Genomic DNA, 26,743 nt, shown 5'->3' on the forward strand with positions numbered 1-26,743 from the left:
TCTTCGGCAAACCACCGGCATATTAGTTCGTAATAGAATGATATGCTAGCAATCTTTAATGGGGCGCGCCAGCCTCAATATACTATGCTAGCATACGATCTTGACTCGCGCTCTCCGGATGCTATCGTCATGCACAGCCAATGGGCCGACGCCGCGACGCGACCGGCGACAGGATTCAAGGAGATGGATAGTGGGCAGCGAAACGAAATTCGCACCGGATTACCGCCAGAGTCATATCCCCCCATTTCAACAGGTGATCGCCGACGATCCGGCCCCCGCCCCGGAAGTGTTGCGCGAATATTCCGAAACCGACGTGCCGGTGGCCAGGGTATCGCGGGAGCAATATCGCGATCCCGCCTTTGCCGCGCTGGAAGAAAAGCGCCTATGGCCACGCGTCTGGCAATTTGCCTGCCGTGAGGAGCAGATTCCCGAAGTGGGCGACTGCGTGGTTTATGAAAGCCCCGGCGCCTCCTTCATCATCATGCGCAGCGATGACGACGAGATTCGCGCTTTCTACAATAGCTGCCTGCATCGCGGCATGAAGCTGTGTACGCATGACACCAGCGTCATGAAGCTGGCCTGTCCTTTCCACGGCTTCACCTGGAATCTCGACGGAACATTGGCCCACATACCCTCGCGCTGGGACTTTCCCGATCTGGACGAGAAGAAAATGAACCTGCCCGAGGCGCGGGTGGAGCGCTGGCAGGGATTCGTGTTCATCAACCGCGACGCCGACGCACCGCCGCTGCTCGATTATCTGGGACATCTTCCGGCCCATTTTGCCGACTGGTCCTATGAAGACAAATATCTGGCGACGGTGATCCGCAAGACGATCGACGCCAACTGGAAGACCTGCATCGAGGCATTTCTCGAATCCTATCATCTGGCGGGCATCCATGCGCAGGCGCTGCCCTTTGGCGGCGACGCCAGCACGCAATATGACGTCTGGCCCGACGATCCGCATGTCAGCCGCTTTCTCGAACCGACCGGCGTCATGAGCGACCAGCTTCCGCGCGCGCTGTCGGAGCAGGAAATCCTGAACGCCGCCCTGAATGTCGTCTTTGCGGGGGTTGAGCCACCCCAGCTCGACGAAGGCGTCAAGGCGCGCCATCATATGGCCGCAGGCATGCGCGCAGCCATGGGCGAAGCGGATGGAACGGACTATTCCGCCATGTCGGACGCGGAGGCTGCCGATGCGGTCCAATATTCCGTCTTTCCGAACATGATCATCTTCCGATCGCTCGGCTATCCCTATGTCTATCGTTTCCTGCCGGTGCGTGGCGATCCCAACCGCGCGACCTTCGAATTCCTGATCTTCAAGCCGAAGCCGGCCAACGGACAACCGGTGCCGGAAGTGAATCTGGTGGAACTGGGCGAACAGGATACGTTCGCAGGCGCGGGCATATTGCCGCCATGGCATGGCGAAATCTATGATCAGGATGTCAATGGCCTGCGCCAATGCCAGCAGGGCATGCGCGACGGCGGCAATGCCGACATCATCTATTCCGCCTATCAGGAAGTGCGCATCCGCCATCTTCACCAGACGCTGGCGCGCTATCTGAGCGACGATCCCACGGAGGCGCCGGGACGCCGCTGATTCTTGCTTATCCATTCCCTGGGAGAATTTGCGTTGGAAAGCCGCATCCACACGACGCCCAATCTCTTCATTTCGCGCTGGACGATCGATCCGGCGCAGAGAGAGCGTTTTCTCGCCATCTGGGATGGACTGTGGCGCGGCCATGCCGACGCCATCGAGGTCATGACCCATTTCGTCTATTATGGATGGAGCCGCGATCCCAACCAGTTCGTCGCGATCGAATCCTATCGCGATGAATCCGTCGTCGACGAAATCCGCAAGAATGATGCCTTTCGCGATGCGGTTCGGGCGATGCTGAATTGCTCCAGCGCGCCGATGACGATGGAACTGCTCTCGGGAATGGAGGGCAGTCGGTCTATCTTCGACCTGTACCCGGCCGGTCCGTCGACGGTTCATCCCGACGATGCCCGCGTCCCGGTCCTGTTTCTATAGCGGTTGACGATGGGGGATAGCAGGGCTATTGAATTGGTAATATAGCATACCATATCTGGACAGGTCGCCATGACTGGCTTTATCCCCGCTTTTACCACCAGCAGCACCAACCGGCAGATCGTTCTGAACCGGCGCCCATCGGGTTCGCCGGGGCAGGAGGATTTCTTGCAGCGGGAGGTGCCGGTCGAGGCGCCAAAAGATGGCACGTTCCTTGTGCGGAACCTCTACCTGTCGGCCGATCCGGTTCAGCGGGGATGGGCGTCCAACCCAGCGCTGACCCCGATCGGAGCGCCCATGCGGGCGCTGGCCGTCGGCGTGGTGACCGACAGCCGGGAGGCGTCCGTCAAGACGGGCGATGTGGTCTATGGCTTCTTCGGCTGGCAGGATTATGCGCTGGCGACGCCAGCCGAGCTCCTCTCGCACATCCCCACTCCGCGTGCGCCGCTGCCCGCCTATGCGGGCGTGCTGGGCATGCCCGGCGTCACCGCCTGGCTCGCGCTCCACGATATTGCGCCGCCTGCGGCCGGACAGGCGATCCTGGTATCGACCGCCGCAGGCTCGGTCGGCAGCGTGGTGGGCCAGATCGCGCGTCAGGCCGATGCGTTCGTGGTCGGGTTGACGGGCAGCGACGACAAGGTCACGCGATGCATCGAACGGTTCGGCTATCACGCGGCCTTCAACTACAAGAACGTCGATCTTGCCGCCACGCTGGCAACGATTCGCCCCGATGGCTTCAACAGCTATTTCGACAATACGGGCGGCCCCATCCTCGATACCGCCATTCGAGCCATGGCCCGCTACGGCCGGATCGTCCAGTGCGGCACAGCGGCAACGCCGAGCTGGAACCCGCCACCGACCGGACTGCGCAATGAACGCGAGATATTGATGCGCTGCCTGACCTGGTCCGGTTTCGTCATTTTCGACCATGTGGCGAGGTTCGGTGCCGCCGTGGAACGACTGACCGACATGATGGTTGCCGGGCATTTGCACCATGATGGAAGCGTTGAGCCGGGCCTGCCCAATGTCGTCGGCGCGCTCGAAGACCTGTTTACCGGCGCCAATAGCGGCAAGAAGCTGATCTATATCGGCGAGGATTGAAGCAGGGGACTGCGTTCAGCCGGGCAACCACTCTCCAATTGCGGGGCGGACCGGCTGAATGCGGATCTCCTCAGAAAATATGCCCTCGGTCGAAAAGGGATCGCCTGCAATCAGGGTGCGGATCGCACTTTCATTCTCCGCCTCCAGAAGAAAAGAACTGCCAATCGGCTTGGCATCGGCGCTATCGCTATCCAGCATCGCACCCGCGACCTTGAGCGTGTCGCCCTGCCCCACCCAATAATCGATATGGCGCTGACGATGTTCCAGACGACGTTCGAGTGCGCCGGGCTTATCCTGCGCCATGACCAGAAAATACATGAACTACCCTTTTGCGAATTTGCAGGAAAATATCGGAGATATTCCTACATCTCCCTGTCGAGCTCGGCCTCGTCTTTTTCAATGATATCGCCGGGACGGCCATATTCAGCGAGGATCGTCTTCAGCCGCTTTTTCGCTCGGCTCAGTACCAGCTCGCACACCTCGATTTCCTCCGGCGTCGAATCCGCCAGCAGGTTTTCGTTCGCCTTGGATGCGACGTCGATCATCAGTCTGATGACTTCATAGCCCTGGTCGGTGATGAACACGCGCTTGGCGCGTCGATCGGTCGGATCAGCCCGGCGCTCGACATGGCCGGAAGCTTCGAGGCGATCGACAAGACCGCCCACGGTGACCTTCCCCACCTCCATCAGCCGCGCCAGATCAACCTGGGTCATGCCATTATTGCCGCCGCGCGAGAGGGTGCTGAGTACCGACCATTGCGATCGCGTAATGTCATAAGGCCGCATGATGAGATCCATCATCGTGCGACGGATACGCGACACGTCATGGACCAGATAACCGAAAGTAAATTGCTGCGCTGAAGGGGGTTCGGCCCGACTTTTGGACGTTTTCCGTTTCGCTGCACCGTTGGCCATGCGCATCATCTCTTTCGATATTCACCAATATATCCTGGTCATCATGATGACGCATGCGGCCATGAAATGCACCAGAAATCTTTCACCGCGTACGATTTGCTAACTTACCATATAGGAGAGCCCTATCGTAACGACCGGAAACAGTTCCGCATTTCCCCAACAAAAAGAACGGGCTGCTCGAAGGCGGCGAAATGGCCCCCTTTGTCGACCGCGTTCCAATGGATGATATTTCTGAACAGTCGATCCGCCCATTTTCGGGGCGGTGATAATATTTCTCGCGGAAACTGGGTATAACCCAAAGGAAGGTCGATCTTCATCGGCCGGAAGCTGCCCATGCTTTCCCAGTAAAGGCGAGCGGAGGAAGCACCGCTATTCGTTAGCCAGTAGAGCATGATATTATCGAGCATCTCGTCTCGCGAGAAGATATTCTCCGCTTCACCGTCGCAATCGGACCATGTTCGGAACTTCTCATAGATCCAGGCGGCTTGGGCCACGGGCGAATCCGCCAGCGCGTAGCCGATCGTTTGCGGGCGCGTCGCCTGGAGCCGGGCATAAGCCGATTCAACCTCCGCGAAATGCCGCGCCTTGGCAATCGCAACCCGCTCCTCCTCGTTCAAATCGCCGCCCAAATCCTCCGGCACGACCGTCAACATGTTGAAATGAACGCCCGCCAGCTCCTGCGGCGCCTGCACGCCCAGTTGCGCCGTCACCGCCGAACCCCAATCGCCGCCCTGCGCCACATAGCGAGCGTAGCCAAGGCGCCGCATCAGTTCGGCCCAGGCCTTGGCGATGCGCTCGACACCCCAGCCGCTGGTCGAGGGTTTCCCCGAAAAGCCATAGCCGGGCAAGGACGGCACGACCAGGTGGAAGGCGTCCGCCGCATCCCCACCATAAGCGGTGGGGTTAGAAAGCGGCCCTATAACCTTGTGGAATTCGATGACCGACCCCGGCCAGCCATGCGTCAACAAAAGTGGCAAGGCACCCTCATGCGGGGAACGGATATGCAGGAAATGAATGTCGATGCCGTCGATCAGCGTCTTGAACTGGCCAAAGCCGTTCAGCATCGCCTCGCATCGCCGCCAGTCATAGGTATGCCGCCAATGATCGATCAGCCCGCGTAGCCTGTCCGTGGGGACGCCCTGCTCCCATCCGGACACGGGTTCCCGCTCGGGCCACCGCGCTTGGTCGAGCCGCCTGTGCAAATCGGACAGTTCGCTCTCGTCGATAGCAAGGACGAAGGGCCGGATTTCCTTACTCATGGCGCGCGCTCCAATATGGAGTTGAAGACGACGGCGATGCGATGCAGCAGGCGCTGACTGAAATGCGCGCCCGCGCTGGCAACCAATATGTCATCGGTCAACCCGCCTTCGAACGAATCCCGTCCGCCCGCCAGCACCAGGCTCATCAGGCGCAGGCCTGCCCGAAGCGCGAAGAAGTCGATCTGCCGCTGTGGGATATCAGCTCCGCCCGCCGCCCGATAGGCGTCCATGAACCGACCCCAATCGGTGACGGCGATCACTACCGGATAGCAATAACCCAGATCCTCGCCCGGATGACCGATGGCGCACTGCTCCCAATCGAGAATGGCGGTGATACGGTCATCCTCCGCCAGTATGTTGTGGAACACCATGTCATTATGGACGATGGCGCGGCGGTCGTCGATGCAATCGGCATTGTCGCGCAGCCAGGCGATTGCGCCGGAAATATTGATCGACGGCCAATGCGTGCTCTCGTTCCAGGCGGTGGCGAGCTGTTCGACTTCCTCCCGCCAGGCGGCCGGATCATGGCCCTCTCGCGCCTCCACCAGCCCCTGTCCCACCCGATCCACCGGTTGCGCGTGAAGCAGCGCCATTTGCCGCGCCAGATCCAGAACCACGGCTTCATTATCGGCGGGCAGCCAGTAATCGGGCTGCGCCGGCGCCCCCGCCACCTGCTCCACGAAAAGGAAGGGCGCGTCGAGCCATTGCGCATCCGTTTCCACCAGCACCGGGCGGGGAACCCGCATCCCCGCCGCGTGCAGTTGCGCCAGCAGCCCATATTGCCGCGCCTCATCCAGAAAAGCCGCTCCCGCCGCCTGTCCCGGTATGCCGCGCTGAATCACCATTTTCGCAGGCAGATTGCCTCCGCCGCTGACGGAAAAGAGAGCTGTTTGGCGCGATCGCCCGCCGACCACGAGGCGGAAGGCAGTCACCTCGACATCCTCGCATCCGGGCTGTCTGCGCAGATAGGCTTGCAGCCGCTCGGGATCGATGGAGTTGCCCCCCTTGCCTTCCTCCAGCGGCGCCGCTCGTTCCACGCCGTCGATGCGCGCAAGGGCTTCGTCCAACAGCGCCATTTCCCAGCGCGCGGCCTCCAGCCGTTTTTGAGGCGCAATGTCCCCGCCAACCTGCGCCGCCAGAGTCGCAATGGCATGGCCCGTATTGCGATGGGCGGCCATATTTTCCGGCGGACCAGCCAGCATGTGGATTGCGGCAGGCACCGCATCGGGCAAGTCCGGCCCCGGTTCGAACGCATTCGCCATCGTCGTCAGGACGCGTATGCTGTTATCGAGCGCATCGCGCGCTGCATTGTCCGTCACGAACGGCCGCACGCGGGTTCGCAGCGCGCTCGCCGCGCTCCACAGATAACGCGCCTGGGTCACATCGATTTCCTCTCCGAATAAGATACGATAGCTTATCGTAATAATATGATCTTGTTCAATGGCATTCAGCGAGGATTTTTCGAGCGGCTTCCGCGCAACGGACAAGGGCCGTGGGCACACCTTCGCTGCGCAACGATGCGGACAAGACTTCCAGCCCGACCGGGCCGGAATAGCCGGTCTGGGCAACCGCGTCGAGGAAAGGGCTGAGTGGATAGACACCTTCTCCGGGAACCCGCCGATGATCGAGCGTATCGGTGAACATATCCCCCACTATAGCAGGGCCAATATCGGAAATTTCGACGCCGATGATGACCCCTTGCGGCAACGCTGAAATCGAGTCGAGGGACAGGCCGCAACGGGCGACATGCCAGCTGTCGAGCATCAACCCTGCCCCCTTTCCCAATTGATCGCCAAGGACCATATGGGCCGCAGCGATGTCGGCAATATTGGAAAAGGCGATAACCTCCAGCGCAACGGGCATTCCGCCCTGCCGGGCGATTTCGGCTACCAGGGCGAAGGCATCGCTCATGGCCGCCAATGCGCAGGGGTCGGCGGAGAAATCGCCTGTCGCTTTGATAAGGCGTGCGCCGATTGCGCCGCCAAACGCGATCATCCGTTCCAGATTGCCCCTCCAGATATTCTCGTCGCGCCACCAATCGGTCAGCGCTTCCAGCTCGACATGGCGAATGCCTGCATCCTCCAGCAGAGCGCGCACGCCGGACGTGCCATGCCGCGCGACCTCTGCCTCCAGTTCCGATGCCAGCAGGCCGATGCCTGCATAGCCGGCCTCAGCCGCCAGCAGCGCCCGGTCGCGCAAGGGCATGGGGCATGGGTGGGGATTGGCGCTGGGACGCTGTCCGGCCAGCAACCAATGCGCTGCGATCAGATCGACGCCCGCTGTCTTTTCCATACTCGCCTCTCCTCACGCGTCGATTCCTGTCTTGGCGGATGCGCGCTTTTCATTTAATATGCTACCATACCGTGTGCCAGCAAGATAAGATAGAGTCACGGAAACAAGCGCCATTGATGGAGAGGCACATGACCGGTCCGAACCCTTTGTCCCGTCCGCTCAGCGGAGAACGTTATACGTCGCGCGCGTTTATGGATGCGGAATGGGACAATGTCTGGACCAAGAGCTGGCTGCTCACCATCCGCGCCGATGAAATCCCTGAACCGGGCGATTTTCGCGTAGAGGAAATCGGACGGGAATCGATTCTGATCGTGCGACAGGAGGAAGGCGGCATCCGCGCCTTCTACAATGTCTGTCAGCATCGCGGGAACAAACTCGTCATCATGTCCGAAGGCAGCATGCCTTCCTTCACCTGCCCCTATCATAGCTGGCGGTTCGAACTGGACGGCCGGTGCAGCTATGCGCAAGATCCGGAGGACTTCCCCGGCGGCGATCCCTGCCGTCACGCTTCGCTGATCGAGCTGGCCTGCGATCAGTTCGCCGGTTTCGTCTGGATCAACATGGACCCCGATTGCGTTTCCTTGACCGAATTTCTGGGACCGATCCGGGAAGCGTGGAGCGCCTACCCGCTCGAAACCATGGTGCGGGTGCAGGCCATCTCCGTTCACATGCCCTGCAACTGGAAGCTGTTGCTCGACAATTTCCATGAAACCTACCATCTGCCCACCGCGCATCCGGAAGGCATTGAATATGCCGAGGACAGCTATCGCGAAACCCATATCGAACTTTATGAAAACGGCCATGCGCTGGGCCAGACCAAATGTTGCCTGCCAGCTCACCGGCTTCCTCCTGCCAAGGACAGGCTGACCGATCCGATCGCCGCTGATCTGACGCGCTGGGGTCTTGATCCCGAAGATTTTCGCGGCCGCGAACGCGAGGCGCGGGAAGCCGTGCAGCAGCAGAAACGAGTGCTCCATGCCGAACGCGGCCTGCATCATTACGGGCAGCTGAGCGACGATCAACTGACCGACGTCTTTCACTATACGTTGTTTCCCAATTTCGCGACGTCGTTGAACGCGGATGGCATGTTGTTCCTGCGCGCCCTTCCCCATGCGACGGACCCGGAACAATGTCTGTTCGACTGCTGGTATTATAATTTCGGCGACATGAGTTCGCACAAGTCGCTGGTGACGCTGGATGGCGAGGCGGCGACGGATCATGCGCCGCGCGAATTTGTCCATTATGGCGAAAAGAGCCTGGGCGTGGTTCTGGACGGCGACGCCTGGGTCATGGTGGGGCAACAGCAGGCAATGCACTCGCGTGGCTATCGGGGCGCCATACTCGCTCATCAGGAACGGCGGATCGCGCAATATCATGGGATGATCGACCGCTATATCGCTGGATTCCGGCCTCGCCCGGCTGGACGGAACGCAGCATGACCGGGGAGGTTCGGCGGATCGATCATGTCAACATCCGAACCACGCGGATGGAGGAGAGCGCGCTTTTCTACCAGCAGTTGCTTGGCCTGACGCGAAGCAGTCCGCCCGGCATAACCGGGGTCAAGGCGATCTGGATGCTGGACGGCGAAGGCTATCCCATCGTCCATCTCAACGCGCCGCCAGCCGATGAACCCCTGCGCGCCGAGAATGCAGACACCGGACGACTGCATCATGTCGCCTTCGATTGCATCGGCCATGACATCATCAAGGCCCGACTGGACGCCATGGGCGCGGACTATGAATGTAATCTGGTCGAATCCATCGACCTGCGCCAGATTTTCGTGTTCGATCCCAATGGACTTCGGCTGGAGTTGAACTTCACAGGCGACTGAGTGATCAGCCTGTCATGGGATCGAACAATCTGGTTTTGCCATCCCAGTTCGCACCGGCCGCCTTGATTGCCTCGAACAGCCCAAGCACTTCGGGCTTCAGCACGCCGATCTCCAATATGATGCTTTCATCGTCATTCATCGCGAAATAGGCGACTTCCGACCCGTCTGCGAAGGCCGCCCCCTGCAACCGCCGTCCGCCGCGTGCGGTGATCCACGCCTCGGTCGACGGCATGTCGTCACTGAAGGCGCAAAGATGATGCACGCCCTTGCGCCCGTCGGCGAGGAATTCCTGGAAGATGGATGGACCGCGCGGCTCGATCAGTTCGACCATCACCTCGCCGGAATAGGCGATCGCCGCACCGAATTCGGCCTTGTGCGGCTGGCCCCGATAGTCGCCCCCGACGATGTCGAAAGGGGGAAAGACGAAGAACGGACCCACGCCCATCACCTGCGTCCACCAGTCGATCGCGGCGGACAGGTCTGGAACCATATAGGCCACCTGATTGAAGCTGCCATAAGGGGCTTTTGCCATCGCGCATTCCTCTCCGCCGATACTGGTTATCTATATAATCATATGCTAGCATCTCATATCTGCAACAAGAATCATCAGGCAGAAGTTTCAAGGAGCGAGGATGCCCCGGACCCATTGTCCGACCGGTGAAGGCTGCGCGGCCATCCGCATCCCTGCTCCCCCATGCAGGAGTATGCGATGCTGACCCCCTATGATGAATTTCCGGTCCATCAGGCGCCCTATACGTTCAGCCACATCCCCTCGACCGACTATAATTGGGACGACGGCTATTATTTCGGCGTGTTCAGCCCGGATGAAGGCGTTTTCCTGGCCACCGGCGCGCGCATCAACCCCAATAGCGACATGATCGGCGGCTATGCGCTGCTCAATGTCCGCGGGCAGCAGAGGACCGTGCGCTTCAACCGCTGCTGGCGCGGCAATTTCGACATTGAAATCGGCCCCTGGCGGGTGGAATTCATCAAACCGCTCAAGGAAATCCGCCTCAGCATGGCGGACAATGACAGCGGCCTCAGCTTCGATCTTGTCTGGGAGGGCACCTCGCCCGCCTTTCTGGAGGAGCATCATGTCGCCGAGCATCGCGGGCGGCGGACCACCGACCAGACCCGCTATTCGCAGCCCGGCAAGGCGCGCGGCTGGATCAGACTGGATCGCAGGGAATGGCAGGTCGACCCGGCGGGCTGGTCGGGCGCTCGCGATCATAGCTGGGGTCTCTATGCCGAACGGCCGCCGCTCTCGCCGGTCGCCTCGCTGCTGCCGCCGCGCAAGGCCGACAATGGTCCCAAGCGCGCGCTGCGTTTCTGGACCTGCTTCCGCAGCGATCCGATCAGCGGCTTCTTCCACATGCACGAGACGGCCGAGGGCGTGCAGGCCAAGATGAACGATGTGTTCGGCACGCCCTTTGGCGGCACGCTGTTCCGGGGATGGGAAGGCGAGCCGATCGAACTGGTGAAAGGGCGGCATGAAGTCAGCTTCCACCCCGGCACCCGGATTATGAAGGAGGCAATGGTCACTCTGGAGGACAGCGAGGGCCGGGAATGGCGCGTCCGGTTCGAAGCCATCGGCATGCCCTGGGTGGTGCAGACCATGGGCTATCACCCCGGCAGCTGGAAAGATGGCGGCACTTTCTTCACCTATCATGGGTCGGAGGAACTGGCGCTGGAATGGGACCAGTTCGATTTTTCGGTGCAGCCCTTCACCTATACGCCCAACAAAGTGTCCGGCGAGCAGGCCGCGACCAATTTCGGTGAAGGCACCGGCACCGAACAGCCCGGCCAGAAGATCCAGGGGCCGGAATATCTCGCCCGCGTGACGACCTACGCCCCTGATGGGTCGGTCAGCAGCGGCGCGGCGCAGGTCGAACTGTTCATCAATGGCCCTTATGCGCCCTATGGATTTGAATGACGATGCGCTTCACCCCCGATGAGCTGGCACCGATCCTGTCCCGCCATCTGGGCGGGGCCGCAACCGTGCTCAGCGTCGAGAGTTTTGCGCGCGGTTCGTCGCGCGAAACCCGCTTCGTCCGCTATCGGATCGATGGCGGCCCGGAACGCGAACTCGTCCTGCGCAGTGACTTCCCGGCCGGGAGCACTGACCCCAATCCGCTCGATCTGGAATATTTCATCTACGACCGGCTGAACGCGGCGGACATACCGACGGCGCGCGCCCTGTTCCGGGAGGATGATCCGGCGCGCACGGATCGCCCCTTCTATGCCCGCGAGAAGATCGAGGGGGACTGGAACATTCCCCATTATTCCGACCCCGATCCAGCCTATGACGACCTGCGCATCGCCATCGCCAGGGAGCATATCGCCACGCTGGCCCGCGTCCATGCCGTCGACTGGCAGGTGCTTGGCCTTGGCGAGCGGCTGCCCGTGCCGCGTGACGGGGCGGACGCGGCTCCTTCCGCGCTGCGCCATGCGCGCGACCAGTTTCTGGGGCTTGCCACCGAGCCGATCCCGCTGGTGCTGGAGGCGGTGGAATGGCTGTCCGACCATGCGCCGCCCGCCGACAGGCTCTGCCTGTGCAAAGGGACCAATGGTTATGGCGAGGAAGTCTTCCGCGACGGCCGGATCGCGGCGCTCAGCGATTGGGAAGAGGTGTCGATCGGTGATGCGGCCGCAGACTTTGCCTTCATGCAGGGCTTTCTGGTCGACATAGAGCGCGACGGACACACCCTATGGGGGTTACAGCCCGCGCTCGATTATTATGAAAGCCTGACCGGCCTGCACATTACACCGGAGAAAGTGCAATATTATCAGCTGGTCCGCTCGCTGCGCTTGCTCGTCATGGCGCATAATTCAGCCGCATCGCTGCGTCGGCCCGACGCGCATATCCGCCAGGGCTGGACCGCGACGGAAGTGCTGCACCTGACCAAGCATATCCTTGCGTCCGCCATGGGGATGGCGCCGCCCATCCCGTCGGCGCGCTTCGGCCAACTGAATATTTCCGTGGATATGGGATAGAGCGATGATCCACCCCTCTGCCGTGCAGATCGTGCGCGCCATAGAAACCACCCTGGTCGATGTCGTGGAGCCGGCGAGCGGCAGTATAGCGGCGCGCAGTGCGCTGGCGACGATCGGCCATCTGCTGCGTCATGTCGCCCTGCGTATCGAGTGTGAAGGCCAGCTGCTGGCCGATGATATCGCCGCGCTGCGGAGCCTGCTGGGCCAATTGCATGATTATCTGAGAAGTGCAGGAGACGAAGCGCAGGCGATAGAGGTTGCAAAAGCGCTCGAACGCGCCGCGCCAGATCCGGGCCGTTACCCCTCGCTGGCGCTGATGGCAGAGCGCACAGCAATCCTTCTCCAGTCGGTGCAGGATGTTCTGGCCTATCTTCAGGAAAGGCGACCGGAGCGGGCAGAGGATAGTGTTTATCTGGCTGCGCGCGCGCTGATCCGCGACTATCTGGCGTATCAGATAAAAACGGAAGCAGCCCTTATCCACCCGGCTTTTGAGGATAAGGGGCCACGGCGATAAGCGTCAATCGCCGCCCGGAAAGTCCGTGCTTTCCGTTACCGCCCGCCATATCTCCACATCGGCCTGCCTCGCCCGCAACGCATCGACGGCGAATTGATGGGCATCGCTGCCCAGCAGCAACCGCATGGGTGGCGTGTCGCTGGACATCGCCGCTAGCAACGCCTGAAGCGCCCGTTCGGGATCGCCCGGCTGCATGCCGTCGACTGAGGCAGCGCGCATCCGCTGGCGCACGAGGAAGTCGTAATCCGGATGCGGCGCCACCGGAAAGCTCAGGGAACGACCCGAAAAGTCAGTGCGGAAATAGCCCGGTTCGACGATCAGGACGCGCAAGCCGAACCGGGCCGCCTCGCCCGCAAGCGCTTCCGAAAGCCCCTCCAGCGCGAATTTCGTGGCAGCGTAGAAGCCCGCTCCCATCAGCCCCCGCATCCCGCCGATCGAGGACATGTTGACAATATAGCCCTCACCCCGCTGCCGCATGCCCGGCAAGGCCGCGCGGATGAGGCGCAATGGCCCGAAGAAGTTGACATCGAATTGGGCAGCGATCTCTTCGTCCCGCGCCTCCTCCACGCCAGCGATGAAGCCATAGCCCGCATTGTTAAGCAGGACGTCGATCCCGCCGAAGCGCTCGGCAGCCTCAACCGCCTCCATGACGGCCGCTCCGTCGCGAACGTCGAGCCGGACGGGCAGGACTCTGTCGCCACCCAGGGCAAGCAGATCGGCCAGCGATTCGATGTTGCGGGCAGTCGCGATGACCCGCCCGCCCTTTTCAAGCACGCCGCGCGCGATCGCCTTGCCGAACCCGGCGGAAGCGCCCGTTATGAACCAGTTCTTCTGCCCCCAGCCAGTCATTTCTCTCTCCCTATCCACAAGCGCGGAACCACGCCCTTGACATTAGAACTCCAGCATATAGTAAGAATGCGTACCAAGCGCACTCGAAAAAATCCGTGCGCCTTCATATCTGGTCCCGATGGAGAGATTGCGTGGACATCAGTCTGACAGAAGAGCAGGAGGCCATCCGCGATGGCGTCCGCAAAATCTGCAATCAGTTTGACGATGAATATTGGTCGCGTCTCGATCAGGAAAAGACTTTCCCTTTCGAGTTTCACAAGGCGATGGCGGATGCGGGCTGGCTGGGCATCACCATGCCGGAGGAGTTGGGCGGCGCCAATCTGGGCGTGACCGAAGCCGCCATCATGATGCATGAAGTGTCGGCCAGCGCGGGGGGCTATTCGGCGGCCAGCACGATCCATCTCAATATCTTCGGCCCGCATGCGGTGGTGGTCCACGGCACGTCGGAGCAGAAGGAGAGAATGCTGAAGCCCCTGATCGCGGGCACGGACCGCGCCTGCTTTGGCGTCACCGAACCCGATGCGGGACTAGATACCACGAGCATCAAGACCTTCGCGACCAAGGTGGATGGCGGCTATCGCGTCACCGGCCGCAAGATCTGGACGTCGTCAGGGCAGGTCGCCAACAAGATCCTGCTGCTTACCCGCACCACGCCCAAGGATCAGTGCAAGAAGCCGACCGACGGCATGACGCTGTTCTACACCGATCTCGACAAATCGCAGATCGAGGTACGGCGCATCCCGAAAATGGGCCGCAACGCCGTCGATTCCAACGCCACCTTCATCGACGATTATTTCGTTCCTGAAGAAGATCGCATCGGCGAGGAGGGCAAGGGCTTCCACTATATCCTGCACAGCCTCAATCCCGAGCGCATCCTCGTCGGCATCGAGGCGGTGGGTCTGGGTCGCGGGGCGCTCGCCCGCGCTGCGCAATATGCGCGGGACCGCAAGGTGTTCGGCCGCATTATCGGCCAAAATCAGGGCATCCAGCATCCTCTCGCGGAAAACTGGACTTATCTGGAATCCGGCTACTGGATGCTGATGCGCGCCGCCAATCTCTATGATCAGGGAAAATCCTGCGGGGCCGAGGCCAATGCGGGCAAGTTCCTTGGCGGCCGGGCCGCCTTCAAAGCTTGCACGCAAGCGGTGATGACGCATGGCGGCATGGGCTATTCGACCGAATATCAGGTCGAGCGCCTGTTCCGGGAGTCCATCCTGCTGCGCATCGCCCCGATCACCGAACAGTTGATCCTGAGTTTCATCGCAGAAAAGGTACTCGATCTGCCCAAGTCTTACTGACCGGTCAACCAGGAGAGGTTAGATGTCCAATTATCCCAAGCCGGATGCGGCGACGCTTCTGGAAATCTACAAGAAGGCAGCGCTGATCAAGCAGAATGACGAACGCGTCATCAAGCAGATGATGGCCGGCAAACTCGTCATGCCTTATTACAGCCCACGCGGGCAAGAGATCATTCCTTCAGCGATCTCCGTCAGCCTGGATGATGACGATTATATCTGCACCATCTATCGCGGCATTCACGACATGCTGGCCAAGGGCTTTCCTCTCGGTGAGCTATGGGCGGAACTGGCGGGTCGTATCACCGGTACCTGCAAGGGCAAGGGTGGACCCATGCACCTGACCTGCCCCAGCAAGGGTATGATGGTGACGACCGGCATCGTCGGCTCCTCCATGCCGATCGCCACAGGGCTGGGCTGGGCGGCGAAGCTGGATAGCGGTGATCGCGTCTCGGTCGCGAATTTTGGTGACGGCGCGGCGAATATCGGCGCTTTCCATGAATCGCTCAACATGGCGGCGCTGTGGAAGCTGCCGGTGATCTTCCTTTGCCAGAATAATCTCTACGCGGAACATACCAGCATCGCCTATTCGCGCGTGGTCGAGAAGATTTCGGATCGCGCGGCGGGCTATGGCATGCCGGGTATCACCGTCAACGGCAATGATCCCGACGAGATGTACGGCGCCGCCAAGGTTGCGATCGAGCGCGCCCGCGCCGGTGAAGGACCGACCTTGATCGAGGCGATGACCTTCCGCTTCAACGGCCACCTGCTCGGCGAAACCGGCCATTATATGGACAAGGATCTGTACGCAAAGGCCAAGGACGCCGATCCCATGCCGATCCTGCGCGCCCGCCTCGTTTCCGAAGGGATCGCCAGCGAGGACGCACTGGTAGCGATCGAGAAGGACATCGAAGCGCAGATCGACGCCGCCGTTACCGCGGCTTTCGAAGCGCCCTTCCCCGACGCCTCCGAACTGAAGCGCGACGTGTTCGCGCACGAGATTGCGTGAGAGGACTGCCATGACCGACACGAACAGCGCGCTCGCTCCTGAAGCGGCCAGCACCCAAGCCACCAAGATGACGATGGTGGAAGCCATCAACCTTGCCCTCCACGACGCGATGGAGGCCGATCCTAAGGTTCTCGTCCTGGGCGAGGAAGTCGCCGATCCGCAGGAAGGCGGCGTCATGGGCGTCACCAAGGGACTGTCGACCAAATATGGCGAGGACCGGGTCAAATCGACGCCGATCTCCGAACAGGCGATCATCGGCGCCGCCATCGGCGCAGCAGTCGGCGGGTACAAGCCGGTTGCCGAGATCATGCTGATGAACTTCATCGCCGTGCCGATGGACATGATCGTCAACCATGCAGCGAAGCTCCGCTTCATGTCCGGCGGCCAGACCGGCGTGCCGATGGTGATCCGGACCATGACCGGCTCGGGCTTTTCCACCGGCGGCCAGCATAGCGACTATCTGGAGGCATGGTTTGCCCATACGGCGGGCATCAAGGTCGTCGCCCCGTCCAATCCGGACGATGCCTATGGCCTGATGCGCGCAGCCATCGACGATCCCGATCCGGTACTCTTCATCGAAAATCTGCCGAGCTACTGGACGCCCGCACCCGTCACCAAGCAGGTCGTGCCGATCGGCAAGGCCAAGGTCAGCCGGGAGGGCGGCGACGTCACCGTCATCGCCCATTCGCTGATGGTGACGCACAGCCTTGCCGTCGCGGAGAAGCTGGCGGGTGAAGGCGTTTCGGTGGAAGTCGTCGATCTGCGCACCATCTCGCCATGGGATCGTGAAACCGTGCTGGCCTCCGTGCGCAAAACCGGGCGCGCGGTCGTCGTGCATGAAGCGGTCAAGCAGTTCGGCATCGGCGCGGAGATCGCCTCCGTCATCACCGAAGAACTATGGGGTACGCTCAAGCGCCCGGTGGAGCGGGTCGGCGCGGCGTTCAGCGCGGTGCCCTTCTCCAAACCGCTGGAAACGGCCTTTGCGCCCCAGCCTGATACGATCGCGGCCGCCATCAAGGCCGCGCTCGCCTGACATGACAGGAACCATCCGCCGCAACTCCGGCTGGTGGATGGTTCCTTGGGGGATGTGACATGATTCAGTCGGCCGAAGACGAAAGCTATCTGGTGGACCTGACGGACGGCGTGCTGCGCCTGACCTTCAACCGGCCGCAATTCGGCAATGCGGTGCCCAAGACGGCGGTGCCGGGCCTGACCGCCCTGTTTCAGTCGGCCCAGAACGACCCATCGGTCCGGTGTATCCTGATCCGCGGCGAGGGCAGAGTCTTTTCGGCCGGTGGTGACGTCGCTGGTTTCACGCAATCCATCGAACAGGACATCGCAACCCGCCAGGCGGATTTTGCGCGGCGGCTGCCTCTTGCCCGCCAACTGGTCGAGGCGGTTGCGGGATTCGACCGGCCAATCGTAACCGCTGTCCGGGGTGCCGCCGCAGGGGCAGGCCTTTTCTATCCGCTGGTCGCCGATTACGCGATTGGCGACGAAAGCGCGACCTTCGTATTCGCCCACCAACGGGTCGGCCTTTCGCCCGATGGCGGCGTGACGGCGGTACTTCCTCAGGTGGTCGGCGTCCGCATGGCGCGCACGCTGCTGCTGACGGCTGCAAAGGTGGACGCGCAGGAGGCTTTGCGGCTGGGCATGCTGCATCGCATCGTCCCGGCCGAAACATTGGACGACAAGGCGATGAAGATAGCCCGGCGTTTCGCCCATGCGCCCCAAAAGGCGATTGTCCTGGCAAAGAGGATGATCAACGCATCGCCCCGATTGTCGCTGGCGGACATATTGGATTCGGAAACCGACGGCATCGTCGCCTGTGTCGGCGATGAGGATTTTGCCGAGGGCGTGCGCGCCTTCATGGAAAAGCGCTCGCCAGCCTTTCCGTCAACGCTCTGAATTCTGTACGGCAACTATCCTTCCAGAAGATATATGACCGTCCGGCTGCCAGCTCGGCGCTCCGCCGCATAAGGCGCATATTCCGCGCTGGCCAGAAAGCGCCGGACACTCTCTGCGGAGGGAAATTCGAGGATCGCCAGAGTATCCGGCCTCTCCCCTTCGCCCTCCAGCCGCTCCGGCGGCACGGCTTTCGCAAGATAGCGCCCGCCCCATGCTTTGATCATCGGCGGCACATCGCGGCGATACGCCTCGGTCCAGCCAAGATCGTCATAGCGCACATCGACCACGAGATAGGCTGGCATATCAGTCGCCCATGATGGGTTCGATACGGACGATCGGAATACGCCGCTCCGTCCGCGTCTGATATTTGGCGTAGGTAGCGTGACGTTCGGCCACCCTCGCCCAGGCGCGCGCATAGTCATCCCCTTCGAGAATGCGGGCGCGCGCCTTGACCGGCGGCGCGCCGACGCGCACTTCGCAAACCGGATCGGCCTGGAGGTTGAGGAACCAGAGCGGATGATCGACATTCCCGCCCTTGGACCCGACGATCAGATAGCCGTCGCCATCATCGACATAGAGCAGCGGCACATGCCGGGCTTCGCCGCTTTTGCGCCCGGTCGTGGTGAGCAGCAATGTCGTCACCTCTCCGGGCAGGCCGACGGGTCTCGCATCCCACATGTGCGCCGCCGCCGGATCGGTCAGGTACAGCTTGATATGATCGGCGATGAGACGGTTGATGTCCTTCGGTATGTCGCTGAAACTTGGTACGGACATGCAAATCCTCCTTCGAGGGTGAGGCGGCCTTCAGCGGCGGGCCATTGGCCTGGCGGGAAAAGCGAGCAGCAGCAGGGTCAGGATGATTGGCAAGAAGCCGAGCAGGTAACCGGCGGTCGGTATCCCGGCCCAGCGGACAAGCACCAGCGCCTGCGCCAGCCATAGAATGACCGCGACCCCGGCAAGGCCCGATCCGACCCGGACGATGGGAGGCATGCCTGTCTCCCGCACCGTGCCCGCCTGACGCCCCAGGAAGAAACGCTGCCAGTCGCCGCCGGATTGCCACGCCGCCCGCAACACATAGGCGGCGACGATGATATTGCCCCACCACAGCACCATCCACACCCATGCGACCCGGTCGATCACGCGCCCGCCCCGCTCGCGCAGGATGATCCAGCCACACATGAACCACAGGCCCGTGACGAGATCATTGTTGATGAAAAGCTGCCATGGATCACCGGCCCCGGCGAGGAACACATCGAAGCCGACACCATGATCCATGCCGTCATGGATCAGAATGTTGATCATCAGCGCACCCATGACCGCAATCACGAGACAGCCCAATATCTGCGGACCTTTCATCAGCCCCCTCCCCCTGTTCGCGGCCTTACGCTTGCTTGTGCTGCGCCATCTTCCAGACATAGTCGTTCCAATGGACTTCCTGGCTTTCGCCATAGCCCGTCCGGCCGTTCCAGTCCCATTTCACCAGACCCAGATGACAGGTCATGTTGGACCAGCCGCCCCAATTGGTCTGCGCCACCAGTTCACCGGTGATGTGATAGTGATCCCCCTTGTCATCCTCGAAACTATAATCGTGAGACACGGGGCTGAAGCGATCGCCGCGTCGGCGGGTCAGCTTGGATGCATTGACAATCCGGCGCTGTTCGCCCTTCAACACGACCCAGCCATCGTTGAAGATGCGCGCCGGGGCGGCCATGACATCCTTCCATTCAGGATCGCGCGCGGGATCGTCATGCGACCCGACATTGAAGGCGAAATCCTCACCGAAGGCGCCCGTCACCCAGGTGTAGGGCGGCGCGGGATTGTGGTTTTCCGGGCGCGGTTCCGCCCAACTACGGTCGCGAACCGCCATGCAGTCGACCTCATGCGCCTCGCCCCGCAGGACGAGCTTGCCGGTGACATGCATCACCTGCTCGAAATGCTTGTTGTTGGCGCGCATGATCGGCACGCCGCTGGAGCGGATATCCACATCGACGCTGGTCTGGCGCTGCTCATCCGCGAAGGTCAGGCGCACATGCTCCAGCGGGATGATGACCTGCACCCGCATGCCGTTGGGCAGCTGGATATCGCTGCCGTCGCCGACCACGCCCATCGACATGAAGTCGCGAAATTCGAACAGCTCGCATTCCAGATGGCTTGCCTTGAAGCCCTTGTAGATCAGCAGGCCGGACGACACGACCTTGAGCGTGGGATGAACCCAGCAATAGGCAAAACAGTTGATCGCGGCTTGCGGCACATGGAAGTTCCAGAACCAGGTTTCCGTCAGCGAATCGACAGGTTCGCCCGTTCCGTGGAAAAATTCATCCTGCGTCACATGCTGGCCGAAACCGCCGCCCAGATTGCTGTTCCAGTCGGTATCTGACACGCTTATTCTCCCGGTTTTTGGCCCGATCATATTGGCCGCATGCATTTGCGAAAAAGATAATAGGTCGCTAGGATATCATATGCTAGCATCTTTTGTATAGCGGATCTCGCATCCGGCAAGACCATCGAACCGCGCCGCCGTCATGCGCAGGCGCCCCAAGCCAAGGAGAGTGACATGCAGGTACCCGTCAAGGAAACCCCCTGGGAGGGGCCGTTTCCCGATATTGCCAACTGGAGCGAGAATTTCTGCCTTGCCGGCTATGATCCGAAAAGCGGCGTCGGCTTCTGGTTTCACATCGGGCGCTGGCGCCACGACCTGACCATGTTCCGCGAAATGGTGATCATTCGCCTGCCGGACGGTTCGGTCATCTCCCACCGCGCCATCGGCAATGCCCTGTCAGCCAAGGACGGCCCAGGCGGCCCCCATTTCGCGGTGCGCATCCTCGAAACCGGCCGCAAGTTGAACTACAGTTTCAGTGGTGGTGTCATGCGGGTTCCCGCCAGGGACATGCTGAACGGCATCGTCGGCGACGGCCGCCGGACGCCGATGACGTTCGATCTGACGTTCGAATCGGACGCCGAAATCTGGGATCTGCACAAGGTCGGCAGCCTTCAGGACTTCCTGCCGGCGGGCCATATCGAGCAACCGGGGCGCCTGACCGGCCAAATCCGCGTGGCAGGAGAAGTGTTTCCCTTCGACGCCCTCGTCAATCGCGATCACAGTCTGGGCGCGCGCGACAATGTCGACCTGCACAGCCATCAGTGGATGCAGGGCTATTTCGAAAATGGCATGTCCTTCATGCTGTTCGACGCCAAGACGAAGAGCGACGGCAAGGTCGTTTTCTCCGAAGCGATCGTCTATGAAGGCGACAAGAGCTTTGAGGCGAAGATCGAGTCGATCGACCGGTGCGAGGATGTCGCGCGGGACGAAGAACCGATCAGGATCGTGCTCAGCTATGCCAATGGCACGCTGACGATCGACACGGCGGGCTATCATGGCGGTTCCTATCTCTCGCTGGTGTCGCCGAACGACCAATATGTCGGTGTCTATCCCAGCGATTCCGGCCCGACGCTGGTGCTGGACGAACAGTCCGTCACGCTGACGCTCAATGGCTCGGTCCAGGGCTATGGCTGTTATGAACGCACCATCCCCGGCGTGCACAAGGCCGAAGCCTGATCGTCGCACCCCTCGCTCTGGTGCCGCACAGGGCATCGGAGCGTCCGGGCCTTGAAAAGAGGGCTGTCAGTCGATAAATGTATTCTAGCATACGAAATGGCCGTATAAGGGCCCCTGTCGATCCGAAGGAGAGTATCATGGCGACTGCCCCACGCGACAAATTGCGCGGTTACGGCAACGCGGAGCGTCCCTTGCTTGGCGAACTGTGGGAGCGCGACTCGATGGGCCTTTCCCCCGCCATGGCCGCGCGGGGCGACATGGAGCCTAGTCACCGCGAAGTGGACTATGCGCGTTATTACGACCCCGAATTCTTCAAGCAGGAACTGGCGAAAATCTTCGCAAAGCAATGGCTGTTCGCCTGCCGGGAGGAGGATATTCCCCAGATCGGCGATCGGGTGCCCTTCAATGTCGGTCCCCATAGCTACATCATCATCCGGTCGGGTGAGGATGCATTCAAGGCGTTCCATAACAGCTGCCTGCATCGCGGCACGCTGCTATGTTCGAAGAAGGAATCGGCCGAAACGATCCGCTGCCCCTATCATGCCTGGGAATGGAATGCGGATGGCCGGCTGAAGAAGATCCCGAGCCATTGGGATTTCCCCGAAATTACGCGGAACAACGGTTCCTTGCCGGAAATCCGGCTAGAGCGCTGGGGCGGCTTCATCTTTGTCAATGCGGACAAGGATGCCGCGCCGCTCATCGAAGCGCTCGGCCCGATGCCGGAGCATTTCAAGGCGTTCGCGCCCGAGCGTCGCTATACCAAGGCGCGTTTCCGCAAGCTCGTTGCCGCCAACTGGAAGGCGACGCAGGAAGCGTTTCAGGAATCCTATCATCTTTATGCGACGCACCCCGAAGGCGTGCCATTCAATGGCGACAGCCAGTCGCAATATGATATTTTCAAGACCGCTTTGGGCGCCGTGGGTCGCGAGGCCGTGCCGTCCGCCGTTCCCAGCATGCACGCCGACTCTTCGGCCACCGCCCTGGCCGCGGGCATGGCCTTCGCGCAGGTCCAGCAGATGTGGCATTATCCGCAAGCGACCTTGCCGCAGGTCAACCCTGCCGGCGACGTACGCGCGCAACTGGGACAATGGGCCCGCGACACCTATGAACAGACCTATGGCCGGGCCAACAACCAGCCCGACGCGGTCATGCTGGATAGCTCGCTCTATTTCCTCTATCCGCAATTCACCCTGTGGCTGTCGGAAGCCGTACCCTTCGTCTATCAGTTCCTGCCGCATGAAACCGACCCGAACTATTGCTATTTCGACGTGCGCCTGCTGATGCCATGGCGCGAAGGGGAACCACTCCCGCCCGCCGCCGAAATGATCGAAATCGGCGAGCATGACAGCATCGCCGCAATGGCTCCGGCCTTCGGCTTCCTCGGCATGATCTTCGATCAGGACATGAGCAACCTGCCCCTCGTCCAGCGCGGCCTGAAAGCGGCGGACCCTGCCGCCCCGCATTCGCGGCTGGGCGCTTATCAGGAGGGCATGATCCAGGCCTGGCATGAGCTGATCGACCGGGATCTGGCGCGCTGATCCTGTAAATTTAAAGAGGGGAGAGCGCGTCGCCCTCCTCTCTTTTTCAGGCTGTGCGCATGATGCGCCGGGCAAAATCTTCCACGAACCTCTTCTTATCGTCGAAACTCGACCGTAGGACGCCCAGCGCATGGTCGATTGGGCCGACATGATGCTGCGTCACGCCCATCTCCGCCGCACGCTGATAGTCGCCGGGAGAAGGTAGCGTTCCATCATCATTGCGGGCCAGTCCGACCATGAACTCGAACGCCTTGTCCCGCCGTCCGGCCTCTTCCCGCCCCACGTTGATCAACGCAATCTGGTCAGCCAGTTCGGACAGGCGCGACGTCATGCCCATCCACCCATCCGCGACCATGCCGGTACGGCGGAGCGCTGCGGGTACGACCGAACCCATATAGATGGGAACGGGCTTCGAGGGACGCGGTTCGGCATAGGTTGCAGGAAAATCGAAGAAACGGCCATGATGTTCGACCGGACCCGGCCCCCATAATTTGCGCAAAATTTCCATCATCTCGACCGTCCTTGGCACCCGGCTTTCCCACGATACGCCCGCCATATCATATTCGTCGCGCATCCATCCGGTGCCGACGCCCATGACGAACCGATCATCGCTGATCCGCGCCAGGGTCGCCGCCGCCTTCGCCACCAGAAAGACATTGGTCCTGTTGGCCAGCACCATGATGCATGATCCGAACTTCAATGTCTGCGTCCGCGCCAGAACCGCGCCGCCGAATGCGAAAATGTCGGGAAAGACATAATCCATCGGCAGTGGCGCGCGTTCATTGGGATCGTGCGTTGCGGACGCTGCCGGCATGAACCAGTGATCGTCGCTGACGACACCCTCGAACCCCAGTTGCTCGGCCAGGACGGCAAGTTCCAGTCCCTGTTCAGGCAGGGTGTTATGAATGTGCAGCCAGAATTTCATCGGCATATCTCCGTCCAAACGAAAAGGGGCGACCGCATCGCGATCGCCCCATCCCCCTATGATTTACCGCTTCGGCGAAAGGTCAGAATTTGAAGACCAGTTCACCACCATAAGTCCTCGGTGCGCCCGGCGCGCTCGAATAAGCGGAACCGGATGCCTGGGCATAATAGTTGATGTTATATTTCACGCCCGTGATGTTCTTCATCCAGAAGCGGAGTGTCAAATGCTCCGCCGCCTCCGGTGTGAAGGCGATCGAACCGTCCAGGAAGAAGTGTGCCGGTTCCTTGATGACGTTATCCGCGTCCCAATTGAACTTGGTAGCGTAGTTGCCATTCAGGTCGAAAGTGAAATTACCTGTCCCCGACATATCATGCGCGTAGTTCACGCCACCGCTGAATTTCAACTTCGACGCATAGGGCATGTGATTGCCCGCGCAGTTGGTCGTTGATTGGTCGAGATTGCCAGGCGCCGTGGTGGAATAGCTGTAGGTCGCGCAGCCATCGAATTTCCGGAACTTGGCGTCCAGATAGGTTCCGGCCATGCGCAACGTCAGCCCTCTGGCGGGCGCAACGGTCAAGTCGAATTCCCCACCCCTGGTCCGCGCCGTACCGGCATTCTGCAGGAATACGAGGCCATTGCGCTGTGCCTGCACTTGCGCGTTGCTGATATCGTTCCAGAAGAGCGCGGCATTCAGGCGAACCGTGCGTCCTCCCAGTTCCGACTTGAAGCCGACCTCATAGGCATCGATGACTTCCGGACCGAGCGCGGCCGAATCCAGTGGCAGGGTGTTGAACGTCCCCGCCTTGTAACCACGGCTATATGTTCCATAGACCATGACATCATCACTGACCTTCTGGTCGATGGAACCTTTCCAGGTCCATTTCTTCGTGGTCTTGCTCACATTCGGATTGGGCGCGTTACAGGTACCGTTCAATGGTGCGCCGAAGAAGGTGTTCGCCAGAATATTGGAACAATTATTGTTGGCGTCGAAAATCTGATCGGTGACCGTTACCGATCCTGCACCGAATACTCCAGGCAGGAACACGATGTCGGTACGTCCGTCACCACGAACCTTGTCAATCGTGTAGCGCAAGCCGCCGGTGATGTTGGTCGTATCGGTCAGCGGATAGGTCAGCTGACCAAAGCCCGCCAGAGATTTGACCTTCTGCTGGCCGTAGATGTTGATGCCCTGTATGCCGCTGGCGCCGACGCCGGGGCCGTGGATGGTGGTCGGATCGAACCCGCCATCGGCATTCAGATAATAAGCGCCCAATATCCACTTGATCTTGGAGCTTGACTTGGATTTCAACTGAAACTCTTGCGAGAACTGCTTGTCCACGACATTCAGATCGTATCGAGCCCAGTTATAGGGTGAGTAATTTCCCGCCGACGCGTAAAGCTCGTCATTTTTACGATAAGCCGTGATGCTGACAATATCGGCAAACCCAAGTTCCTGGTCGATCCGACCGGAAAATCCGTAGCCCTTGGACTTGTCATACTGTTTCTGCGTATCGCCCAATGCGACATCGTAGAAACCAAGTTCGGGCAGGACTTGCGACGGAATCGGGAACACGCCCGGTAGATTGGCAAAGCCGTTATGGGCGCCATCGGGGGTACCGCCCTGCGTGCCCGGGAAGGGCCGCGAATAAATGCCGATCTGGTTCCAGCTGTTCTGATAATAGCCGATCAGCTTCACCTTGGTGGTATCTGTCGGTTCCCAGAGAATCTTGCCACGGGCGCTGAAGCTATGCCCCTTCCAATAATCCTCGCCGCCCGGGCGATAGCCCTTGGAGGTGTCGAGCGGATCAATCAGGCGCTTGTTGCGACCCCATCCCTGATCCTGATTGTGATAGCTTACGGAAATATTGGCGGCCAGAGTATCGGTGATCGGGACGCTGGCATAAAGCTTCGCATCCATCGTCTGAAAGTTGCCATAACCCAGGCGCGCTTCCAGTTCGGGAGACGCAAGGTTGGGATCCTTCGTATAGATCGAGATCACGCCGCCGCTGGCGTTACGGCCGAAAAGCGTTCCCTGCGGCCCCTTCAGCACTTCGATCCGCTCGATGCTGGCAAGGTCGAAGAACGGCACCGATGCACGGATGAAATAGACGTCATCGATATAGACCGGAACGCTGGCTTCATTACCCGCAGTGGTCACCGGATTGCCGACGCCGCGAATGAAGGTGGTCACGGTGCCGGTAGCATGACCGATTTGCAGGGCCGGATCGATGCGATTCAGTTCCTGAACGGTCGTAATGCCCTTTGATTGCAGAGCCTCGCCGGAAACCGCGGTGACCGAAAGGGGAATATCCTGCACATTTTGCGCGCTCTTCTGGGCGGTAACGACGATGTCGGCCAGGCCCGTTTCCTGCGCATGAGCAACCTGCGCACCCATGTTCGCGACCGCGAAAGCTGCGCAGGACATCATCAGGCTGCCGCGGATGGCACGACGACGAACCTGAGAATCCAAGATTTGATTCAACACCTTATCCTCCCCAAGAATATGAACCAGAGTTGTTAAAAACGAATATGTTTTGGTTGAATTCTGTAAATTAGCAGAGGCCGGCTTCAGCCGGCGCAACCAAGGAAAAGGGCTCTTGGCCGCCCAGATGCACAAACCCAATTCAGATTTTCGATCTAGTGATTACGATACACATGCATACTTATATCCTCACTTCGCGTCCGTCAATCGCCAAGAGCCAAAAAGCTGATTGCAGGCGTGAAATGTGAGG

General features: G+C 60.6%; 27 protein-coding genes. 14 read left to right on the plus strand and 13 right to left on the minus strand.

Annotated features, from left to right (window positions below):
* Nucleotides 1–190 precede the first annotated feature (190 nt).
* The 3 genes from VVT58_RS18985 to VVT58_RS18995 all read left to right on the plus strand — a co-directional run bounded on the left by VVT58_RS18985 (nucleotide 191) and on the right by VVT58_RS18995 (nucleotide 3,127).
* Nucleotides 191–1,597, plus strand: coding sequence for an aromatic ring-hydroxylating dioxygenase subunit alpha (locus VVT58_RS18985; RefSeq protein WP_327753806.1), 1,407 nt, complete (start codon nucleotides 191–193; stop codon nucleotides 1,595–1,597).
* Nucleotides 1,598–1,630: 33 nt separating this feature from the next.
* Complete coding sequence (locus VVT58_RS18990) at nucleotides 1,631–2,029, plus strand: antibiotic biosynthesis monooxygenase (RefSeq protein WP_327753807.1); 399 nt, start codon at nucleotides 1,631–1,633, stop codon at nucleotides 2,027–2,029.
* 69 nt (nucleotides 2,030–2,098) lie between these two features.
* Nucleotides 2,099–3,127: an NADP-dependent oxidoreductase gene (locus VVT58_RS18995; protein ID WP_327753808.1), complete on the plus strand. Its 1,029-nt coding sequence runs from the start codon at nucleotides 2,099–2,101 to the stop codon at nucleotides 3,125–3,127.
* A 15-nt stretch (nucleotides 3,128–3,142) separates the two neighbouring features.
* Here VVT58_RS18995 and VVT58_RS19000 read toward each other — a convergent pair whose 3' ends face one another.
* The 5 genes from VVT58_RS19000 to VVT58_RS19020 form a co-directional block, all read right to left on the minus strand.
* The gene (locus VVT58_RS19000) at nucleotides 3,143–3,445 is read right to left on the minus strand and encodes a YciI family protein (protein ID WP_327753809.1); all 303 of its coding nucleotides are present in this window, start codon (nucleotides 3,443–3,445) and stop codon (nucleotides 3,143–3,145) included.
* Nucleotides 3,446–3,489: 44 nt separating this feature from the next.
* Nucleotides 3,490–4,041 (minus strand): MarR family transcriptional regulator, encoded by a 552-nt coding sequence (locus VVT58_RS19005; protein ID WP_327753811.1) that lies wholly within the window; start codon nucleotides 4,039–4,041, stop codon nucleotides 3,490–3,492.
* 122 nt (nucleotides 4,042–4,163) lie between these two features.
* On the minus strand, nucleotides 4,164–5,300 hold the full coding sequence (locus VVT58_RS19010) for an epoxide hydrolase family protein (RefSeq protein WP_327753812.1): 1,137 nt from the start codon (nucleotides 5,298–5,300) through the stop codon (nucleotides 4,164–4,166).
* On the minus strand, nucleotides 5,297–6,682 hold the full coding sequence (locus tag VVT58_RS19015) for a phosphotransferase family protein (RefSeq protein ID WP_327753813.1): 1,386 nt from the start codon (nucleotides 6,680–6,682) through the stop codon (nucleotides 5,297–5,299). Before VVT58_RS19015 ends, VVT58_RS19010 begins: the two co-directional genes overlap by 4 nt.
* Before the next feature lie 55 nt (nucleotides 6,683–6,737).
* On the minus strand, nucleotides 6,738–7,592 hold the full coding sequence (locus tag VVT58_RS19020; protein WP_327753814.1) for a sugar phosphate isomerase/epimerase: 855 nt from the start codon (nucleotides 7,590–7,592) through the stop codon (nucleotides 6,738–6,740).
* Between the two features lie 128 nt (nucleotides 7,593–7,720).
* Between VVT58_RS19020 and VVT58_RS19025 the strand changes: the two genes are divergently transcribed.
* Together VVT58_RS19025 and VVT58_RS19030 are read left to right on the plus strand one after the other, a co-directional pair.
* Nucleotides 7,721–9,031 (plus strand): aromatic ring-hydroxylating dioxygenase subunit alpha, encoded by a 1,311-nt coding sequence (locus tag VVT58_RS19025; protein ID WP_327753815.1) that lies wholly within the window; start codon nucleotides 7,721–7,723, stop codon nucleotides 9,029–9,031.
* Entirely contained in the window at nucleotides 9,028–9,423 is a 396-nt protein-coding gene (locus tag VVT58_RS19030; protein WP_327753816.1) for a VOC family protein, read from the plus strand. Before VVT58_RS19025 ends, VVT58_RS19030 begins: the two co-directional genes overlap by 4 nt.
* Nucleotides 9,424–9,427: 4 nt before the next feature.
* Here VVT58_RS19030 and VVT58_RS19035 read toward each other — a convergent pair whose 3' ends face one another.
* On the minus strand, nucleotides 9,428–9,955 hold the full coding sequence (locus VVT58_RS19035) for a VOC family protein (RefSeq protein ID WP_327753817.1): 528 nt from the start codon (nucleotides 9,953–9,955) through the stop codon (nucleotides 9,428–9,430).
* A 177-nt stretch (nucleotides 9,956–10,132) separates the two neighbouring features.
* On the opposite strand from VVT58_RS19035, the gene VVT58_RS19040 reads away from it, so the two are divergent.
* Genes VVT58_RS19040 through VVT58_RS19050 form a run of 3 tightly spaced genes read left to right on the plus strand, consistent with a single transcriptional unit; the run spans nucleotide 10,133 to nucleotide 12,931 of the window.
* Nucleotides 10,133–11,356, plus strand: coding sequence for a hypothetical protein (locus VVT58_RS19040; protein ID WP_327753818.1), 1,224 nt, complete (start codon nucleotides 10,133–10,135; stop codon nucleotides 11,354–11,356).
* Entirely contained in the window at nucleotides 11,353–12,417 is a 1,065-nt protein-coding gene (locus VVT58_RS19045; RefSeq protein WP_327753819.1) for a phosphotransferase family protein, read from the plus strand. Before VVT58_RS19040 ends, VVT58_RS19045 begins: the two co-directional genes overlap by 4 nt.
* 4 nt (nucleotides 12,418–12,421) lie before the next feature.
* Complete coding sequence (locus tag VVT58_RS19050; protein ID WP_327753820.1) at nucleotides 12,422–12,931, plus strand: hypothetical protein; 510 nt, start codon at nucleotides 12,422–12,424, stop codon at nucleotides 12,929–12,931.
* A gap of 3 nt (nucleotides 12,932–12,934) precedes the next feature.
* Here VVT58_RS19050 and VVT58_RS19055 read toward each other — a convergent pair whose 3' ends face one another.
* Complete coding sequence (locus VVT58_RS19055) at nucleotides 12,935–13,780, minus strand: oxidoreductase (RefSeq protein WP_327753821.1); 846 nt, start codon at nucleotides 13,778–13,780, stop codon at nucleotides 12,935–12,937.
* 131 nt (nucleotides 13,781–13,911) lie between these two features.
* Here VVT58_RS19055 and VVT58_RS19060 point away from each other — a divergent pair, with 131 nt between their 5' ends.
* The 4 genes from VVT58_RS19060 to VVT58_RS19075 all read left to right on the plus strand — a co-directional run bounded on the left by VVT58_RS19060 (nucleotide 13,912) and on the right by VVT58_RS19075 (nucleotide 17,992).
* Nucleotides 13,912–15,078, plus strand: coding sequence for an acyl-CoA dehydrogenase family protein (locus tag VVT58_RS19060; protein ID WP_327753822.1), 1,167 nt, complete (start codon nucleotides 13,912–13,914; stop codon nucleotides 15,076–15,078).
* A 22-nt stretch (nucleotides 15,079–15,100) separates the two neighbouring features.
* The gene (locus tag VVT58_RS19065) at nucleotides 15,101–16,084 is read left to right on the plus strand and encodes a thiamine pyrophosphate-dependent dehydrogenase E1 component subunit alpha (protein WP_327753823.1); all 984 of its coding nucleotides are present in this window, start codon (nucleotides 15,101–15,103) and stop codon (nucleotides 16,082–16,084) included.
* Between the two features lie 67 nt (nucleotides 16,085–16,151).
* Nucleotides 16,152–17,117: a pyruvate dehydrogenase complex E1 component subunit beta gene (locus tag VVT58_RS19070; protein WP_352000148.1), complete on the plus strand. Its 966-nt coding sequence runs from the start codon at nucleotides 16,152–16,154 to the stop codon at nucleotides 17,115–17,117.
* A 59-nt stretch (nucleotides 17,118–17,176) separates the two neighbouring features.
* A complete protein-coding gene (locus VVT58_RS19075; protein WP_327753825.1) occupies nucleotides 17,177–17,992 on the plus strand; it encodes an enoyl-CoA hydratase-related protein in 816 nt (271 codons plus the stop codon).
* Between the two features lie 14 nt (nucleotides 17,993–18,006).
* On the opposite strand, the gene VVT58_RS19080 is transcribed toward VVT58_RS19075, so the two are convergent.
* The 4 genes from VVT58_RS19080 to VVT58_RS19095 are packed head-to-tail and all read right to left on the minus strand — an operon-like array spanning nucleotide 18,007 to nucleotide 20,372.
* Nucleotides 18,007–18,294: a DUF1330 domain-containing protein gene (locus tag VVT58_RS19080; protein WP_327753827.1), complete on the minus strand. Its 288-nt coding sequence runs from the start codon at nucleotides 18,292–18,294 to the stop codon at nucleotides 18,007–18,009.
* A 1-nt stretch (nucleotide 18,295) separates the two neighbouring features.
* Nucleotides 18,296–18,766: a nitroreductase/quinone reductase family protein gene (locus VVT58_RS19085; RefSeq protein ID WP_327753828.1), complete on the minus strand. Its 471-nt coding sequence runs from the start codon at nucleotides 18,764–18,766 to the stop codon at nucleotides 18,296–18,298.
* 30 nt (nucleotides 18,767–18,796) lie between these two features.
* Complete coding sequence (locus VVT58_RS19090; protein WP_327753829.1) at nucleotides 18,797–19,348, minus strand: hypothetical protein; 552 nt, start codon at nucleotides 19,346–19,348, stop codon at nucleotides 18,797–18,799.
* A 25-nt stretch (nucleotides 19,349–19,373) separates the two neighbouring features.
* Nucleotides 19,374–20,372: a hypothetical protein gene (locus VVT58_RS19095; protein ID WP_327753830.1), complete on the minus strand. Its 999-nt coding sequence runs from the start codon at nucleotides 20,370–20,372 to the stop codon at nucleotides 19,374–19,376.
* A 174-nt stretch (nucleotides 20,373–20,546) separates the two neighbouring features.
* On the opposite strand from VVT58_RS19095, the gene VVT58_RS19100 reads away from it, so the two are divergent.
* Together VVT58_RS19100 and VVT58_RS19105 are read left to right on the plus strand one after the other, a co-directional pair.
* A complete protein-coding gene (locus tag VVT58_RS19100; protein WP_327753831.1) occupies nucleotides 20,547–21,548 on the plus strand; it encodes a hypothetical protein in 1,002 nt (333 codons plus the stop codon).
* Nucleotides 21,549–21,685: 137 nt separating this feature from the next.
* Nucleotides 21,686–23,086, plus strand: coding sequence for an aromatic ring-hydroxylating dioxygenase subunit alpha (locus tag VVT58_RS19105; RefSeq protein WP_327753832.1), 1,401 nt, complete (start codon nucleotides 21,686–21,688; stop codon nucleotides 23,084–23,086).
* 46 nt (nucleotides 23,087–23,132) lie between these two features.
* Here the strand turns inward: VVT58_RS19105 and VVT58_RS19110 are convergent, their stop codons facing one another.
* Both VVT58_RS19110 and VVT58_RS19115 read right to left on the minus strand, forming a co-directional pair.
* Nucleotides 23,133–24,011 carry a TIGR03619 family F420-dependent LLM class oxidoreductase gene (locus VVT58_RS19110; protein WP_327753833.1) on the minus strand — a complete coding sequence of 293 codons (879 nt, stop codon included), beginning with the start codon at nucleotides 24,009–24,011 and terminating at the stop codon, nucleotides 23,133–23,135.
* Between the two features lie 82 nt (nucleotides 24,012–24,093).
* On the minus strand, nucleotides 24,094–26,592 hold the full coding sequence (locus VVT58_RS19115; protein ID WP_327753834.1) for a TonB-dependent receptor domain-containing protein: 2,499 nt from the start codon (nucleotides 26,590–26,592) through the stop codon (nucleotides 24,094–24,096).
* Nucleotides 26,593–26,743: the final 151 nt, after the last annotated feature.

Source organism: Sphingobium sp. SJ10-10, from assembly GCF_036038995.2.
Taxonomy (GTDB): domain Bacteria; phylum Pseudomonadota; class Alphaproteobacteria; order Sphingomonadales; family Sphingomonadaceae; genus Sphingobium.